Genomic DNA, 14,538 nt, shown 5'->3' with positions numbered 1-14,538 from the left:
TCGCGCGGCCTTTCGCTCGTCACGAATGCACGCCATAATGGCGTATGCAATTGACCTCGCGCCTCGACCTGATGAACTGGCTGGCCGGCCAGGGACTTACCGGCCTGCCCGAAACCGATCTGTTGCGCGGCTTCTGCGAGCGCTGCCGCGCCGAAGGGCTGGAACTTTCGCGCGGGCTCGTCGTGATCGATACGCTGCATCCGATCTACGAGGGGCGCGGCTTCCGCTGGAGCGACCGTCCGAGCAACGAGAGCGATGCGTTCGAATACGGATCGACCGCCGAAGGCGACGCGGCCAAGAGCTGGCGCCGCTCGGTGTTCTTCCACATGCTCGAGCATGGCGACGACGAGAGGGTGATCGACCTCGCCGACGCGCCGTCGATGGATTTTTCCCAGATCGGCGAGCTCGCCGAGGACGGCCACCGGCACTACCTGGCTTTCGTGCATCGCTTCGGCGAGAATGGCGCGCTTGGCCTGATGGACTGCCTCTATTCCTGCTGGACCACGCGCCGCGACAGCGGCTTCGCCGAAGGCGAGCTCGAGGCTCTGCGCGATCTCGTGCCGGTGCTGGGGCTCGCGATCAAATCGGCGCAGCAGGTCGACATCGCGCGCACGCTCGGCCGCGTCTATCTCGGCCGCGATGCCTCCGAGCAGGTGCTGCGCGGGCGGATCTCGCGCGGCGTCACCGAGCGCATCAACGCCGTGCTCTGGTATTCGGATCTGCGCGGATCGACCGGGATCAGCGAGAGCATCGGCCCCGACGAGATCATCCCGTTCCTCAACGACTATGCGCAGGCCGTGATCGACGCGATCCACGACGCCGGCGGCGACGTCTTGAAGCTGATCGGCGACGGCGTGCTCGCGATGTTCACCGGCGAGGACATGGCGGATGCCCGCCGCGCCGCACTTCGCGCCGAGCATCTGTCCCGCAAGAACGTTGCAGCGCTGAACCTGCGGCGGGAGGCCGAGGGCCGTCCCACCACGTCCGCCTATATCGGCCTGCATGTCGGCGAGGTCTTTTACGGGAATATCGGCAGCGAGGACCGGCTTGATTTCACCGTGGTCGGTCCCACCGTGAACGAGGTCAGTCGCATCGCCTCGATGAGCCGTTCGGTCGATCGCGAGCTGCTGGCGTCGGCGGAATTCTACAAGGGCCTCGACGCCGCCGGTCGCCGCTACCTCGTCTCCACCGGCCGCTACGCGCTGCGCGGCATCGGCCGCGCGCAGGATCTCTACACGCTCGATCCGGAGGTGGACGCGAGCGCGCCGGTGACGGGGAGCTACGAGCGGTATCTGACGAACTAGGCTGGCTGCTCCAGCACACGCAGCGGCGCTAACATCGCGCCGCCGCCTCATCGCCCACCATGTCCGGCTGCCGATCCAGCGTCACCGCGGGCGAGAGCCAGATGACCAGACGCCTGCACGCCGAATACCGCCGCCGCGAGATAGAGGCACGCTTCCGCGCTCCAGAGGCCGCCGACGATCGCACCGAGTGCCGAGCCGATCGGGCGGGCGCCGTAGCTCATGATATTGATGGCGGAGACGCGGCCCAAGAGGCGCGGCGGGGTCACCGATTGGCGCAGCGTCGTGGTCGAGATCACCCACAGGATCGGCCCGACGCCGAGCAGGAAGAAGCTCAAACCCGCGAGCCAGGGCGAGGGGACCAGCACCGTCAGTGCCATCACCACCGCGGCGACGAAGCCGGTAACGGGGCCGAGACCGACGACCGTGCCGAAGGCGATGCGCTTCATCACGCGCGTGGCGAACAGCGCGCCGATCACCATGCCGACACCGTACATCGTCAGCACGGTGCCGATGCCGGCGGCGGTCAGGCCGAGGTGACGCACGGCGTAAGGCACGAACACCGCGATCTGCAGGAACCATCCGGTGTTGAAGATGAATTGGGTGATGAACACCGGCCGCAGCAGCGGATGGTGAAACACGAAGGCCGCGCCTTCGCGGATGTCCTGGAGCGGATGCCGCCGTGGAGCCGGCGTTCGTGCGGGCTCGTAGATGCCGGAGAGCAGCACGACGGCGATGACCGAGAGAGCCGCGGCGAAGCCGAAGGCCGGACTAGCGCCCCACCATCCCACCAGTACACCACCGAGCGCAGGGCCGCTGGCGAAGGCAATGGTGCGTGCGAGCTCGATGCGGGCATTGGCGGCCGGCAAGAGGTCAGAACTCACCAGCGAGGGGACCAACGCCGGCGCGGCGACGCTGTAAACGACGGTGCCGCACACGGCGGCGAAGCCGAGCAGCGCCAGCAGCGACAGATTGAGGGCGCCGAGCGCGAGCAGGAGCACGATCGTCGCAAGGGCAGCAGCCCGCAGCGCCTCGGCCCCAGCCATCAGCGAACGGCGGGAGATGCGGTCAGCGAGCAGGCCGGCTGGAATGGCGAAGAGGACGAAAGGCAGGGTCAGTGCGGTCTGCAACAGGCCGGTCTGGCCCTCGGCCACGCCGAGCGTCAGCACCGCGACGATAGGAGCCGCGGCCAGCGCGATCTGTTCGGCCGACTGTGCCGCCAGGTTGGACCAGGCGAGGCGGTTGAATGTCTCGGGGAGGCGCGGGGGATTTGACATGGCTCATTTCCTGCAAAGTCGAGTTGGCGCCAGTATTGGCGTCCGAGGACGGCTAAACCCACCCGCTTCCCGACATGGGCGACAAGGAGCGGCTGCCGCGGGAACCCATGCGGCTAGATGCAGTTGCAAATTAGTTGCAATAAGGCTCGGCTTCGGTATTCTCTACCCATGGATGCTCGCTCTCCCGATCTGACCCGAGACGCCGCCGGCTGGCGCTCCGACGCGCCTGTTACCAAGAGCCTGGCCGAGGTGAATGCCACGGTCGCAATCCCCATCGCGGGTGCGTGGTGGCGGCGCCTGCTCGCCTTCGTCGGCCCAGGCTATCTGGTCTCGGTGGGGCTACATGGACCCCGGCAATTGGGCGACCGACCTCGCCGGCGGGTCCAAGTTCGGCTACACGCTGCTCTCCGTCATCCTGCTCTCGAATTTGATGGCGATCCTGCTCCAGGCGCTGGCGGCACGGCTCGGCATCGTCACCGACCGCGACCTCGCGCAGGCCTGCCGCGCGACCTATTCGCCGGCGGTGAATTTCATGCTGTGGCTCGCCTGCGAGGCGGCGATCATTGCCTGCGATCTCGCCGAGGTCATCGGCACGGCGATCGCCCTCAAACTCCTGTTCGGCATTCCCCTGATCGGCGGCGCGCTGATTGCCGCGCTGGATGCCTTCCTGCTTCTGGTCTTGATGAATCGCGGCTTCCGCTTCCTGGAGGCCTTCGTCATCGCAATGCTTGTTGTGATCGCAGTCTGCTTCACGGTCCAGCTTGCCGCGGCAGCACCGCCGGTTGCCGAGATGCTGAGGGGATTTGTGCCGAAGACCGAGATCTTCACCAACCCTGAAATGCTCTACATCGCGATCGGCATCATCGGCGCGACGGTGATGCCGCATAATCTCTATCTGCACTCGTCGATCGTGCAGACGCGCGCCTATGAGCGCAACGACACGGGCCGGCGCGAGGCGATCAAATGGGCGACGACAGACTCGACCATCGCCCTGATGCTGGCGCTGTTCATCAATGCTGCGATCCTCGTCGTGGCTGCCGCAACCTTCCACAAGAGCGGCCACTCTGACGTCGCCGAGATCGGCCAGGCCTTCGAGCTGCTGTCGCCGCTGCTCGGACTCGGCATCGCCTCGACGCTGTTCGCGGTGGCTCTGCTCGCCTCGGGCCTGAATTCAACGGTCACAGCGACGCTCGCCGGCCAGATCGTGATGGAAGGCTTTCTCGACCTGCGCCTGCCGAGCTGGGCGCGGCGCCTGCTGACGCGCGGCATCGCCATCATTCCGGTGATCGTGGTCACCGCGATCTATGGCGAGCGCGGCACGGCTGATCTGCTGGTCTTCAGCCAGGTCGTGCTGTCGATGCAATTGCCCTTCGCCGTCATCCCGCTGGTCCGCTTCGTCTCCGACCGCCGCAAGATGGGCAAGTTCGCCATACCGGTGTGGGTGGCGGCGATCGCGTGGATCGTCGCGGGCATCATCGTGGTTTTGAACTTGAAGCTGCTCGTGGATTCGCTGTTCGGATCGTGACTGTTGCGCGCCACTGCGCATCAAATGCCGAAGCTGCAATCACGCATTTGTCTTTCGGCAAACCGACCGTGCGCAGACTAGACCCGGCGTCGCGGCTGATAAGGACTGAGGGGATTTACGTCGAGATCTACAACCTTCACACATTGTTGGCGCTCGCGATGGCTTGAGCCCGCGTGCCATTCCCCGCTTTGAAGCTCGACCCCCGTCATCTCCGCCAGCCTAAAGCACTTCCATTCCCCTCCGGGCGGCAAGCCTTTGCTGGAACTGCCGGCAAACTGAAAGGCGAGCGTGCGTTCCTGGCCATCGGTATGGCCCAATATTGCGGGGCAAATTGCGCGCGGGTGGCCTTGATAGAAACAGAGCACCTGTTGGCGCTCGACCATGCCCCGCGCGATCAGATCATAGGTGCTCGACAAGGAAACCTCCGGAGCTGGTCCCATTCTCGCAGGTTACAAGCTGCCCGGCTTATGAGATCGGCGCGCCGATCAATCCTGCGGCTCGGACGCCGCATCGCCCTGCGCGTCGATGCGCAGCCAGCCTGACGGCGCGAGGCGCTGCTGCGGCAGGAAGCGGGCCTTGTAGTCCATCTTCTTGGAGCCTTCGATCCAGTAGCCGAGATAGACGTAAGGAAGGCCCTGACGTCGGGCACGGGCGATGTGGTCGAGGATCATGAATGTGCCCATCGAGCGGCTGACTTCGCCGGGCTCGAAGAACGAATAGACCATCGACAGGCCGTCGCTGAGCACGTCGGTCAGCGCGACCGCGATCAGCTCCTCGCCGCGGCCGGTGATGCCGCTGTCGGGGCCGCGCCTGCGGTACTCGATGATGCGGGTTTCGACGTGGCTGTCCTCGACCATCATGGCGTAGTCGAGCACGGTCATGTCGGCCATGCCGCCATGGCGGTGACGGGAATCGAGATAGGCGCGGAACACCGAATATTGCTCGGAGGTCGGCACCGCGCTGCGCTGCTCGCCGATGATGTCGGCGTTACGCGCGATCACCTTGCGGAAATTGCGGGAGGGGCGGAACTCGTTGGCGATCACCCGGACCGAGACGCAGGCGCGGCACTGGTCGCAGGCCGGCCGGTAGGCGATCGACTGGCTGCGACGGAAACCGCCATGGGTCAGGAGGTCGTTGAGGTCGCCGGCGCGCTCACCCACGAGGTGCGTAAACACCTTGCGCTCGTGCCGGCCCGGCAGATAGGGGCAGGGGGAGGGCGCCGTGAGGTAAAATTGGGGGGTGTCGCGCGAGTGCTGGGTCAAGGGACGTCGTGGGCCTCCAAAATACGTATCAGCATCGCGCTACCAAAGCCCCTGGTCAATCGGTCAACTCGGCAGGTCAGATGGGTCAGCATAGCGGGTCCAGGTTGATAGGTTCTTGATCAGTAGGTCCTTGATCAAAAGGTCGTTGTTTAGTAGGTCCGCGCGCCCTGCGGCACCGGCGCGCGAACGGAATTGTTGATCACGACCGTTCCCAGCACGAAATCCTGCAGCAAGCGCCTGCGGCCGTTGAACAGCCCAACCAGCACCACGAAGGGCGACAGGAACGAGACCGTCACCCAGAACAGCACGGCGTGGGTGGCGCCGAGCACGAAATAGCCCGGCGCGCCGTACCAGGTGCGCAGCTCCAGATCCATCAGGCGCATGCCGATCGTCGCGGACGACGGACCGCCGATACAGGCGCCGTAATAGACGATGGCCCAGATCACGGAAGCCGGCCAGGCCAGCCAGAACAGCGCCCAGCCGATGCCGAGCGTGACCACGCCGAATACCGCGATGAAGAGGTAGCCGAGGATCACCGGCACCGAGATCACGACCATGTCGATCAGGAAGGCGAACACCCGCCGCGTCGCAACGCCGCGGAACAGTTCCGGGTGCAGATAGGGATCGTAGGCGTGCGGCTGCGCTCCGCCGTCATTGCGCCAGGCGTTGCCCGAATCCGAATAAGACATGTCCGTCCTCCCAAGGGAAAACTCCCGTGGCAGGAGATGGGAACAGGCCGTCCGTGTGCCAAGGGCGCGCTGGCGTTAACAAGCCGAAATATTCCGGCGATTCGGGGGCGGTGGGGCGAGTTGCGACCGCTACAAACCCGGGACCGGCGTGCCTTACCCCTGCGCCCGCAGCTTCTCCGCCACCTTCGGTGCAAAGTAGCTCAGCACGCCATCGGCGCCGGCGCGCTTGAACGCCAACAAGCTCTCCATCATGGCGCGGTCGCCGTCGAGCCAGCCGTTGTTCGCGGCGGCCGCGATCATCGCGTATTCGCCGGAGACCTGGTAGGCGAAGGTCGGCATTGCGAAGGTGTCCTTCACGCGGCGGACCACGTCGAGATAGGGCATGCCGGGCTTCACCATCACCATGTCGGCGCCCTCGGCGATGTCGAGCTCGACCTCGCGTAGCGCTTCATCCGTGTTGGCGCTGTCCATCTGATAGGTGCGCTTGTCGCCGGTGAGCGTCTTGGCCGAACCGATGGCGTCGCGGAACGGGCCGTAGAAGGCGGAGGCGTATTTTGCGGCATAGGCCATGATCTGCACGTCGAGCAGGCCGGTGCGATCCAGGCCCTCGCGGATCGCGGCGACGCGGCCGTCCATCATGTCGGAGGGCGCGATGATGTCGCAGCCGGCTTCGGCCTGCACCAGGGCCTGGCGCACCAGCACGGCGACCGTCTCGTCGTTCAAAATCTTGCCGTCGGAGATCAGGCCGTCATGGCCGTGGCTGGTGAAGGGATCGAGCGCAACGTCGCAGAGAATGCCGACCTCCGGAAACTCCTTCTTGATCGCGCGCACCGCCTGGCAGACCAGATTGTTCGGGTTGGTGGCCTCCGAGCCTTCCTCGTCGCGCAAGGAAGGGTCGGTGTAGGGAAACAGCGCGAGGCAAGGGATGGTGAGCTTCATCGCGCGCTCGGCCTCGCGCACGGCCTGATCGACGCTAAGACGCTCGACACCCGGCATCGAGGCGATCTGCTCGCGCTTGTTGTTGCCGTCGATCAAAAACAGCGGCCAGATCAAATCGTCGGTGGTGAGGACGTTCTCGCGCACCATGCGCCGGGCCCATTCGGCCTTGCGGTTGCGGCGCGGCCGGATGGTCAGATCGAGGGCAGGGGAGGCGCCAGCGCCATCCCGGCGCGAAACCTCGCGCAATTCGATCGGACGTCCGTATTTGATCGCCATCATTCTTCCTCCGGCTGGAATTATTCTTATACCAGTTCGCATGGTTCCCGTCACCGCGGCTTGACCTGCCGCAAGGCAGAATTGAAGACTTGGGCAGCCGATTGATTTTGCGGGGCAAAGCAGCCAGAAGGGGCCATGTCCGAGATCTCCACCCGCGATGCGGCCCGCGACAGCGCCAGGGACGCCATCCGAGACAACGCCAGAGACAACGCAATGTCGGTGGCGGCGATCTCGTCGGAGCGTGCCGAGTCCGACGACAATGTCTGGACGCGCCGGCTCGTGCTGTTCCTGCGGGTGATGGCGCTGCTCTCGATCCTGAAAGGTCTCTATCACTGGGCCCAGGTCACCGGCTTCGTCGGCGGCGAGGACGAGGCGTTCGAGAACCAGTCGATGGCCTGGCAGGCCGCCACCGTTTATTTCGCCGTGATCGAGCTCGTTGCCGCGGTTGGCCTCTGGCTCGCCACGCCCTGGGGCGCGGTGGTGTGGCTGACGACCGTGGTGTCGATGGCGGTGATCGAGCTGATGTTCCCCGGCATTTACGGCGGCAGCCTGGTCGTGGTCGGGGTCGAAGCCTTCATGCTGGCCGCCTATCTCGCGCTCGCCTGGATGGCGGCGCGGGAACGGCCGCCATAGGCGAAGCTTTCGACACACCAATATTCTCGTGCCCCGGACGCAGCGCAGCGCGCCGCACTTGCGGCGTGGTGCGCGGCTGAGCCGGGGCCCATCTCTCCACGATCCATGCCTTGGCTATCTGGGTCCCGGATCTGCGCTTCGCTTGTCCGGGACACGAGAGTGTCGCGCTTGGTTGACCGTTGGTTGCCTAAAATTCGAGGTAACTTTTCGTTGACTCCGTGCATTTCGCCACAGCTCTTACGCGCCCGTTTCGAAACGGGGCGAGGCTGTTCTGGAATGCGACAATCGGGGCGGACGGAGGGTGAACAGGGCCTTGCGAGAGTCAACAGACGGTTGCGGAAAGTGCTTGTGGCACAGGCTTAATCCGCAATTCACTGTCTTAAATTCATGATCTCTTTATTCTCTTATTTAAGCCGATCTTCAAACGAGCCCCTTAAGTTGCACCTATCAGACGGAGCACAAGTTTCGTCGAATGAGTGTCGATAAAAACGACAACAGGGGAAGTGTCATGATGAAAGCCGTCGCAACTGCGGCAGATACCGCAGAGCGCGTCTCCGGCCAGCAGGGTTCGGTGCAGACGCTCTATCTGGAAGCTTTGACTCTGGTGGAGCGGCTGCATCGCCGGCTGCTCGACGTCATCAAGGACGAGTTCGATCGCCGCGGCCGCGCGGACATCAATTCGGTGCAGGCGCTCCTGCTCTACAACATCGGCGACAAGGAGCTGACCGCGGGCGAACTGCGCACGCGCGGTTATTACCTCGGCTCCAACGTCTCCTACAATCTGAAGAAGCTCGTCGAGCTCGGCTTCCTCGATCACCAGCGCTCGCGCGTTGATCGCCGCTCGGTGCGCATCCGCCTGACGCCGCAGGGCCAGGAAGTTCGCCGCATCGTCGACTCTCTCTACCAGAAGCACGTCAAGACGGTGGAGCAGGTCGGTGGCATCTCCGGTGAGGAGTTCTCGACCCTCAACAAGTCGCTGCACCGCCTCGAGCGGTTCTGGACCGACCAGATCCTGTATCGTCTCTGAGTTCGTTCGACGAGACTTGGCCAAGCCGGCCCCACAACAAGACCGGCAAGCCTCCCGAACGTGCCTGAACTTCCCCAAGCGCATCGGCCCGGCTCTCTGCCCGGACCGGTGCGTTTTGTCATTTCGCGGTTGCGAAAAAAATCGCTAACCGGTGGGAACGAGTTCCCGGTTCCGCGCTTATCCTCTTCGGATCGGAGGCTGATGATGCTGGTCGAGCGTGGCGTGGGGGCGAACGTGGAACTCGTGAGCGAGGCCTATGCCATCGCCGCGAACTATCTTCGCCGCTCCGGCGCGATCCGCGACACCCTCGTCACCGACGAACGCCTGCTCGAGATCGTCATCAAACTGCTCCAGCACGGCGAATTCAACAAGATCAGGCTGGCCAACAAGGCCATCGCCAGGTTTGAAGCGCAGTCCGAGGCCAAAGCGGTTGCCTGATCACGACTCCCAACATGTCGAAGAACCAGAGGATGCCATGGAAGCTGCCATCGACCGCATCATGCAGACCTATGACCTGCTCGCCAACCGCAGCTCTGCGGCGAGCGCGGAGGCGAGGGCCAAGGTCACGAACTATCTCAATACGTTGATGGAAGCCGGCGAGAAGGACACCCACAGGTTGACGGTGTGCGGCCTGACCTACCTGCGCCAGCTCGACGGCAGTGTGGACCCGGTGAAGGCGGGGTATACCGGACTGTGACGGGACGCTGACCTCGCCTGGCGGGTCCGGCGCGGCGTTTGAGGCTCAAAGCGGCCCCATTTCGGAGGGTCGCAGATGGGGTGATTCCATAGAACCGCCCCAGCGCCGAAAACCTTCACTCCCACCATATCTTGCACAAATCTCACGCCCGACCCGCAAACCCTTGGCCGGGGGCGGGCGATGTGGTAGATCGCGCTCGCCGCTTCCGATCGCCACACCAGACCCGCCCGTAGCCCGCCAAAAGGCTGCGGCGGTGGAGATATTCGCAAGATGACCTTCGCCAAAACCGCCTCCGCCCCCGATTCGTTTTTTACCGCCTCGCTCGATCAGGCCGATCCGGAAATCGCAGCCGCCATCAAGGGCGAGCTCGGCCGGCAGCGCCATGAGGTCGAGCTGATCGCCTCCGAGAACATCGTCAGCCGTGCCGTGCTGGAAGCGCAGGGTTCGGTGATGACCAACAAATACGCGGAAGGTTATCCCGGCGCGCGCTATTACGGCGGTTGTGAGTGGGTCGACGTCGCCGAGAATCTCGCGATCGATCGCGCCAAGAAGCTGTTCGGCGCCGGCTTTGCCAACGTGCAACCCAATTCCGGCAGCCAGATGAACCAGGCGGTGTTTTTGGCGCTGCTCCAGCCCGGCGACACGTTCATGGGCCTCGATCTTGCGGCCGGTGGCCATCTCACCCACGGCTCGCCCGTCAACATGAGCGGCAAGTGGTTCAAGGCGGCGCACTACACCGTGCGCCGTGAGGACCAGATCATCGACATGGACGCGGTCGCCAAGCAGGCCGAAGAGGTCAAGCCGAAGCTGATCGTCGCCGGTGGCTCGGCCTATTCGCGCGCCTGGGACTTCAAGCGTTTCCGCGAGATCGCGGACAGCGTCGGCGCGTACCTGTTGGTCGACATGGCGCACTTCGCGGGCCTCGTGGCCGGCGGCGTGCATGCCTCACCCGTGCCGCATGCCCACATCACCACCACCACGACGCACAAGTCGCTGCGCGGTCCGCGTGGCGGCCTGATGCTGTGGAATGACGAGGCGCTGACCAAGAAGCTCAATTCGGCGATCTTCCCGGGTCTTCAGGGCGGACCGCTGATGCACGTGATCGCGGCGAAGGCGGTGGCTTTTGGCGAGGCGCTGCGTCCGGACTTCAAGGTCTATGCGAAGAACGTCGTCGAGAACGCCAAGGCGCTGGCCGAAACGCTCAAGGGCCACGGGTTCGACATTGTCTCCGGCGGCACCGATAACCATCTGATGCTCGTTGACCTCCGGCCGAAGGGCCTGAAGGGCAACGTCTCGGAGAAGGCGCTGGTCCGCGCCGCCATCACTTGCAACAAGAACGGCATTCCCTTCGACCCCGCGTCGCCGTTTGTCACCTCCGGTATTCGGCTGGGCACGCCGGCGGCAACCACGCGCGGCTTCGGCGTCGCTGAATTCCAGCAGGTCGGCAGCATGATCGTCGAAGTCCTGAACGCGATCGCGCAGTCCGACGACGGCAAGGCGCCGCTGGTGGAAGCCGCGATCAAGGAACGGGTCAAGGCGCTCACCGACCGGTTTCCGATCTACCAGTAAGGTTGGGTTAAACGGATGCGCTGCCCGAACTGCAACAGTCTCGATACGCAGGTAAAGGACTCGCGTCCGACCGAGGACTCGTCCGTGATCCGCAGGCGGCGCGTTTGCGTCGCCTGCAATTTCCGCTTCACCACTTTCGAGCGCGTGCAGCTGCGCGAACTCACGGTGATCAAGCGCAACGGACGCCGCGTGCCGTTCGACCGCGACAAGCTGATGCGATCGGTGTCGATCTCCTTGCGCAAGCGGCAGGTCGAGCCGGAGCGGGTCGAGAAGATGGTCTCCACCATCGTGCGCGAGCTCGAGACCGGGGGCGAGGCCGAAATCTCCTCCGAGGTAATCGGCGAGACCGTGATGGAGCATCTGCGCACGCTCGACGACGTCGCCTATGTGCGCTTCGCCTCGGTCTACCGCAATTTCCGCGAGGCCAAGGATTTCGCCGACGTGCTCGGCGAGCTCTCCGGTGAGGAGCAAGCGCGGCTCGCCGCGATCCGCAAATGATCTTCCGCATCCTGGAGGATCAATTTGCACAGAAGGCCCGCGAGTCCAGGGATACCGATCGACGATTCATGGCGCTGGCGCTGGCGCTCGGCCGGCGCGGGCAGGGGCGCACCTGGCCCAATCCGGCCGTCGGCGCCGTCATTGTCAAGGACGGCGTCATCGTCGGCCGCGGCTGGACCCAGCCTGGTGGTCGTCCGCATGGCGAGCCTGAAGCGCTGCAGCGTGCGGGCGAGGCCGCGCGCGGCGCCACGCTCTACGTCACGCTGGAGCCGTGCTCGCATTTCGGCAAGTCGCCGCCCTGCGCCGATGCGGTGATCGCCGCCGGCATCAAGCGGGTGGTGTCCGCGATCGAGGATCCCAATCCGGAAGTCGCCGGCCAAGGCCACGCGCGCCTGCGCGCTGCCGGCATCACGGTGGATGTGGGTTTGTGTGCAGCGGAGGCCGCCTTCGACCACGCCGGGCATTTTCGCCGTATCCGGGATCGCCGCCCACATGTGATCCTGAAGCTCGCGGTCTCGCCCGACGGCAAGATCGGCGCGGCCGGGGGCAAGCCGGTTGCGATCACCGGCGAGGCGGCGCGCAATCGCGTGCATCTCTTGCGCGCGCAGAGCGACGCCATCCTCATCGGCATCGGCACGGTGCTGGCGGACGATCCGGAGCTTAACTGCCGCCTGCCGGGCATGGCGGCGCGCTCGTCGGTGCGCGTGGTGCTCGATCGGAGCCTGCGCATTCCCGGCGCGAGCAAGCTCGTCGGCTCTGCGCGCGAGACACCGCTGTGGGTGGTGGGGTCTGAGCTCGCGGAGGCTGCGGCCGCCACGCGGCTCGGCGCCGCCGGTGCGCAGGTGATCCGCATACCGCCGGGCAACGCATCCGGGCTCGATCTTGCGGCCGTGCTGCAGGCGCTGGCCGAGAAGGGCATCACGCGGTTGATGGTCGAGGGCGGCAGCCGCGTTGCGGCGTCCTTCGTCACGGCCGGCCTCGCCGACGAGATATGGCTGTTCCGCGGCGCGGAAGCGGTGGGCGCCGACGGGGTGGATGCGCTCGATGCATTGCCCCTGTCGAAAATCACGCAGTCGCAGGCCTACAAGGTTCATGCTAGCGAGACATTCGAGCACGATACTCTCACCGTCTACGAGCGCGCATAACATGTTCACCGGCATTGTCACCGATATCGGCGAGATCGTCGGCTTCAAGCCGACGGCGCAGGGCCAGTTGCACCGGCTGCGCATCGCCTGCCGCTACGATCAGACCACCATTGCCGATGGCGCCTCGATCGCCTGCAACGGCGTCTGCCTGACCGTCGTCGCCTCGGGTGTCGAAAGTGGCTCCACCTGGTTCGACGTCGATGCTGCGGCCGAGACGCTGGCGCTGACGACCGCAAAGCACTGGAGGGTCGGCACGAGGCTCAATCTCGAGCGTGCGCTCAAGATCGGCGACGAGCTCGGCGGCCATATCGTCGCCGGCCACGCCGATGGTATCGCGACCCTCGTCAGCCGCGAGGACCTGCCCGACATGGCTCGGTTCGAGCTCTCCACGACGCGGGAGCTGGCGCGGTTCATCGCGACCAAGGGCTCGATCACGCTCGACGGCGTGTCGCTGACCGTTAATACGGTGAAGGACGTGACCTTTTCGGTGCTGATCATCCCGCACACCCTGACGGTCACGACGATCGGTACCTGGAAGGCAAGCACCGAGGTCAATATTGAGGTCGATTTGATGGCCCGCTACGCGGCGCGGCTGACGGAAATGAAGTGACGGTGTCTTTGAACTTGGCTTACCCGCTGGCGGCGACTACATAGCGCCAACCCCTGTGAAACGGATCGATTATGGCTGACGCACGGCGTGCACCCCTGAAGGACCAGACCGACATTTCCGGCGCGCGCGCGCTGATTGTCGAGGCGCGGTTCTATGACGATCTCCAGGACGCGCTTCTGGACGGCGCAGTGGCCGAGTTGAAGGCGGCGGGCCTGACCCATGATGTCATCACGGTTCCCGGCGCGCTGGAGATCCCGGCGGCGGTGGCGATTGCCATCGATGCCGCGGCTGCCAATGGCAAGCCCTATGACGCCGCGATCGCGCTCGGCTGCGTGATCCGTGGCGACACCATTCATTTCGAGATCGTCTCGCAGGAATCCTCGCGTGCGCTGATGGACCTCGCGGTGGCGCGCAAGCTGCCGCTCGGCAACGGCATCCTCACAGTCAACACCGAGGCGCAGGCCTGGGCGCGGGCGCGCGCCAGCGAGTTGAACAAGGGCGGCGATGCCGCGCGCGCCGCGATTGCGATGCTGCGGATAAAACGCCGGCTGGCGCGGGCTTGATCATGGCCGATAACAACAAAAGGCCGCCGGCTGGCGCGGAGAAGAAGGCGAACCGACGCGGTGCGGCGCGGCTCGCCGCCGTGCAGGCGCTCTACCAGATGGACATCGCCGGCGCCGGCATCAACGACATTTTTGCGGAGTTCGAGAGCCACTGGCTCGGCAACGAGGTCGAGGGCGACACTTATCTGCCGGCGGAAGCGGCGTTCTTCCGCGACGTCGTCTCCGGCGTCGTACGCGACCAGAAGAAGCTCGATCCCCTGATTGACGAGGCGCTGTCGAAGGGCTGGGCGCTGAAGCGCATCGAAGCGATCCTGCGCGCGGTGCTGCGGGCCGGGGCCTACGAATTGGAGCACCGCAAGGACGTTCCGGGCCGCGTCGTGGTCTCCGAATATGTCGACGTCGCCAACGCCTTCGTCGATCGCGAGGAGACCGGCATGGTCAACGCGGTGCTCGACCAGATCGGCCGCCAGTTTCGCGGTGACGAGTTCGGGCGGGGGTAGATTGAGACGACCTCCGCCGTAGCCGTC

15 protein-coding genes and 2 pseudogenes are annotated in these 14,538 nt (G+C 65.0%); 12 read left to right on the top strand and 5 right to left on the bottom strand.

The features are described from left to right. Positions 1–44: 44 nt before the first annotated feature. Positions 45–1,304 carry an adenylate/guanylate cyclase domain-containing protein gene (locus ACVWYI_RS23775; protein ID WP_456663350.1) on the top strand — a complete coding sequence of 420 codons (1,260 nt, stop codon included), beginning with the start codon at positions 45–47 and terminating at the stop codon, positions 1,302–1,304. Between the two features lie 28 nt (positions 1,305–1,332). Here ACVWYI_RS23775 and ACVWYI_RS23770 read toward each other — a convergent pair. Beyond that, a pseudogene (locus ACVWYI_RS23770) lies at positions 1,333–2,578 on the bottom strand (MFS transporter). A gap of 168 nt (positions 2,579–2,746) precedes the next feature. Here ACVWYI_RS23770 and ACVWYI_RS23765 point away from each other — a divergent pair. Further along, positions 2,747–4,103 (top strand): annotated as a pseudogene (locus ACVWYI_RS23765) (Nramp family divalent metal transporter). Between the two features lie 77 nt (positions 4,104–4,180). Here ACVWYI_RS23765 and ACVWYI_RS23760 read toward each other — a convergent pair. From ACVWYI_RS23760 to hemB, 4 genes are all read right to left on the bottom strand, one after another. Beyond that, positions 4,181–4,519, bottom strand: coding sequence for a hypothetical protein (locus ACVWYI_RS23760; protein ID WP_247444270.1), 339 nt, complete (start codon positions 4,517–4,519; stop codon positions 4,181–4,183). Positions 4,520–4,588: 69 nt separating this feature from the next. After that, the gene (locus ACVWYI_RS23755; protein WP_247349430.1) at positions 4,589–5,365 is read right to left on the bottom strand and encodes an arginyltransferase; all 777 of its coding nucleotides are present in this window, start codon (positions 5,363–5,365) and stop codon (positions 4,589–4,591) included. Between the two features lie 149 nt (positions 5,366–5,514). Continuing rightward, on the bottom strand, positions 5,515–6,054 hold the full coding sequence (locus tag ACVWYI_RS23750; protein WP_247349429.1) for an RDD family protein: 540 nt from the start codon (positions 6,052–6,054) through the stop codon (positions 5,515–5,517). Between the two features lie 153 nt (positions 6,055–6,207). Then, a complete protein-coding gene (gene hemB, locus ACVWYI_RS23745) occupies positions 6,208–7,269 on the bottom strand; it encodes a porphobilinogen synthase (RefSeq protein ID WP_456664568.1) in 1,062 nt (353 codons plus the stop codon). A gap of 135 nt (positions 7,270–7,404) precedes the next feature. On the opposite strand from hemB, the gene ACVWYI_RS23740 reads away from it, so the two are divergent. The 10 genes from ACVWYI_RS23740 to nusB all read left to right on the top strand — a co-directional run bounded on the left by ACVWYI_RS23740 (position 7,405) and on the right by nusB (position 14,511). After that, positions 7,405–7,902: a DUF6163 family protein gene (locus ACVWYI_RS23740; protein ID WP_456663349.1), complete on the top strand. Its 498-nt coding sequence runs from the start codon at positions 7,405–7,407 to the stop codon at positions 7,900–7,902. Between the two features lie 508 nt (positions 7,903–8,410). Further along, the gene (gene ldtR, locus ACVWYI_RS23735) at positions 8,411–8,929 is read left to right on the top strand and encodes a transcriptional regulator LdtR (protein WP_007603420.1); all 519 of its coding nucleotides are present in this window, start codon (positions 8,411–8,413) and stop codon (positions 8,927–8,929) included. A gap of 204 nt (positions 8,930–9,133) precedes the next feature. Further along, on the top strand, positions 9,134–9,367 hold the full coding sequence (locus tag ACVWYI_RS23730; protein WP_354051695.1) for a hypothetical protein: 234 nt from the start codon (positions 9,134–9,136) through the stop codon (positions 9,365–9,367). Positions 9,368–9,404: 37 nt separating this feature from the next. After that, positions 9,405–9,626 carry a hypothetical protein gene (locus ACVWYI_RS23725; protein ID WP_247349426.1) on the top strand — a complete coding sequence of 74 codons (222 nt, stop codon included), beginning with the start codon at positions 9,405–9,407 and terminating at the stop codon, positions 9,624–9,626. 270 nt (positions 9,627–9,896) lie between these two features. Further along, positions 9,897–11,195 (top strand): serine hydroxymethyltransferase, encoded by a 1,299-nt coding sequence (glyA, locus tag ACVWYI_RS23720; protein WP_247349425.1) that lies wholly within the window; start codon positions 9,897–9,899, stop codon positions 11,193–11,195. A 15-nt stretch (positions 11,196–11,210) separates the two neighbouring features. Beyond that, the gene (nrdR, locus tag ACVWYI_RS23715; RefSeq protein WP_247349424.1) at positions 11,211–11,693 is read left to right on the top strand and encodes a transcriptional regulator NrdR; all 483 of its coding nucleotides are present in this window, start codon (positions 11,211–11,213) and stop codon (positions 11,691–11,693) included. Continuing rightward, entirely contained in the window at positions 11,690–12,838 is a 1,149-nt protein-coding gene (ribD, locus tag ACVWYI_RS23710) for a bifunctional diaminohydroxyphosphoribosylaminopyrimidine deaminase/5-amino-6-(5-phosphoribosylamino)uracil reductase RibD (protein ID WP_456663348.1), read from the top strand. Before nrdR ends, ribD begins: the two co-directional genes overlap by 4 nt. 1 nt (position 12,839) lies before the next feature. Beyond that, positions 12,840–13,448, top strand: a complete 609-nt coding sequence (locus tag ACVWYI_RS23705; RefSeq protein ID WP_456663347.1) for a riboflavin synthase — start codon at positions 12,840–12,842, stop codon at positions 13,446–13,448. A gap of 71 nt (positions 13,449–13,519) precedes the next feature. After that, positions 13,520–14,011 (top strand): 6,7-dimethyl-8-ribityllumazine synthase, encoded by a 492-nt coding sequence (gene ribH / locus ACVWYI_RS23700; protein ID WP_247444266.1) that lies wholly within the window; start codon positions 13,520–13,522, stop codon positions 14,009–14,011. A gap of 2 nt (positions 14,012–14,013) precedes the next feature. Continuing rightward, on the top strand, positions 14,014–14,511 hold the full coding sequence (gene nusB / locus ACVWYI_RS23695) for a transcription antitermination factor NusB (protein WP_456663346.1): 498 nt from the start codon (positions 14,014–14,016) through the stop codon (positions 14,509–14,511). Positions 14,512–14,538: the final 27 nt, after the last annotated feature.

The organism is Bradyrhizobium sp. LB13.1, assembly GCF_054056815.1.
The sequence above is the reverse complement of the archived record's forward strand: the minus strand, read 5'-3'. Positions and strand labels throughout refer to the sequence as shown.

Excerpts from the sequence above, each read along its gene's own strand:
- ACVWYI_RS23775 (WP_456663350.1), top strand. The coding sequence starts at position 45 with ATGCAATTGACCTCGCGCCTCGACCTGATGAACTGGCTGGCCGGCCAG.
- ACVWYI_RS23750 (WP_247349429.1), bottom strand. The coding sequence starts at position 6,054 with ATGTCTTATTCGGATTCGGGCAACGCCTGGCGCAATGACGGCGGAGCG.
- hemB (WP_456664568.1), bottom strand. The coding sequence starts at position 7,269 with ATGGCGATCAAATACGGACGTCCGATCGAATTGCGCGAGGTTTCGCGC.
- ACVWYI_RS23740 (WP_456663349.1), top strand. The coding sequence starts at position 7,405 with ATGTCCGAGATCTCCACCCGCGATGCGGCCCGCGACAGCGCCAGGGAC.
- ldtR (WP_007603420.1), top strand. The coding sequence starts at position 8,411 with ATGATGAAAGCCGTCGCAACTGCGGCAGATACCGCAGAGCGCGTCTCC.
- ACVWYI_RS23730 (WP_354051695.1), top strand. The coding sequence starts at position 9,134 with ATGCTGGTCGAGCGTGGCGTGGGGGCGAACGTGGAACTCGTGAGCGAG.
- ACVWYI_RS23725 (WP_247349426.1), top strand. The coding sequence starts at position 9,405 with ATGGAAGCTGCCATCGACCGCATCATGCAGACCTATGACCTGCTCGCC.
- glyA (WP_247349425.1), top strand. The coding sequence starts at position 9,897 with ATGACCTTCGCCAAAACCGCCTCCGCCCCCGATTCGTTTTTTACCGCC.
- nrdR (WP_247349424.1), top strand. The coding sequence starts at position 11,211 with ATGCGCTGCCCGAACTGCAACAGTCTCGATACGCAGGTAAAGGACTCG.
- ribD (WP_456663348.1), top strand. The coding sequence starts at position 11,690 with ATGATCTTCCGCATCCTGGAGGATCAATTTGCACAGAAGGCCCGCGAG.
- ACVWYI_RS23705 (WP_456663347.1), top strand. The coding sequence starts at position 12,840 with ATGTTCACCGGCATTGTCACCGATATCGGCGAGATCGTCGGCTTCAAG.
- ribH (WP_247444266.1), top strand. The coding sequence starts at position 13,520 with ATGGCTGACGCACGGCGTGCACCCCTGAAGGACCAGACCGACATTTCC.
- nusB (WP_456663346.1), top strand. The coding sequence starts at position 14,014 with ATGGCCGATAACAACAAAAGGCCGCCGGCTGGCGCGGAGAAGAAGGCG.